This window comes from Pseudoalteromonas sp. HM-SA03, assembly GCF_002289345.1.
Taxonomy (GTDB): domain Bacteria; phylum Pseudomonadota; class Gammaproteobacteria; order Enterobacterales; family Alteromonadaceae; genus Pseudoalteromonas.
On sequence record NZ_NSDG01000129.1, the window covers coordinates 1 to 212 of the forward strand.

General features: G+C 45.8%; 1 protein-coding gene. It reads right to left on the reverse strand.

Annotated features, from left to right (window positions below; all coding sequences use genetic code 11):
- The coding region (locus CKO50_RS23045) for a GTP-binding protein (protein ID WP_255231192.1) at window positions 1-212 on the reverse strand (212 nt) is incomplete at both ends.

Here is a 212-nt window from a genome sequence, read left to right on the forward strand (position 1 = left end):
GCTTCTGCAAGCTCAACGATCTTCGCTTCCCACTGCTCTTCGCCTTCTAGTGCTTTAAGCGCTGAACCTTGGATTAGTGGTAGGTCATCACCTGGGAAATCGTACTCAGAAAGTAGTTCACGAACTTCCATCTCTACTAGTTCTAGTAGCTCTTCGTCGTCAACCATGTCACATTTGTTCATGAATACGATGATGTAAGGTACACCAACCTG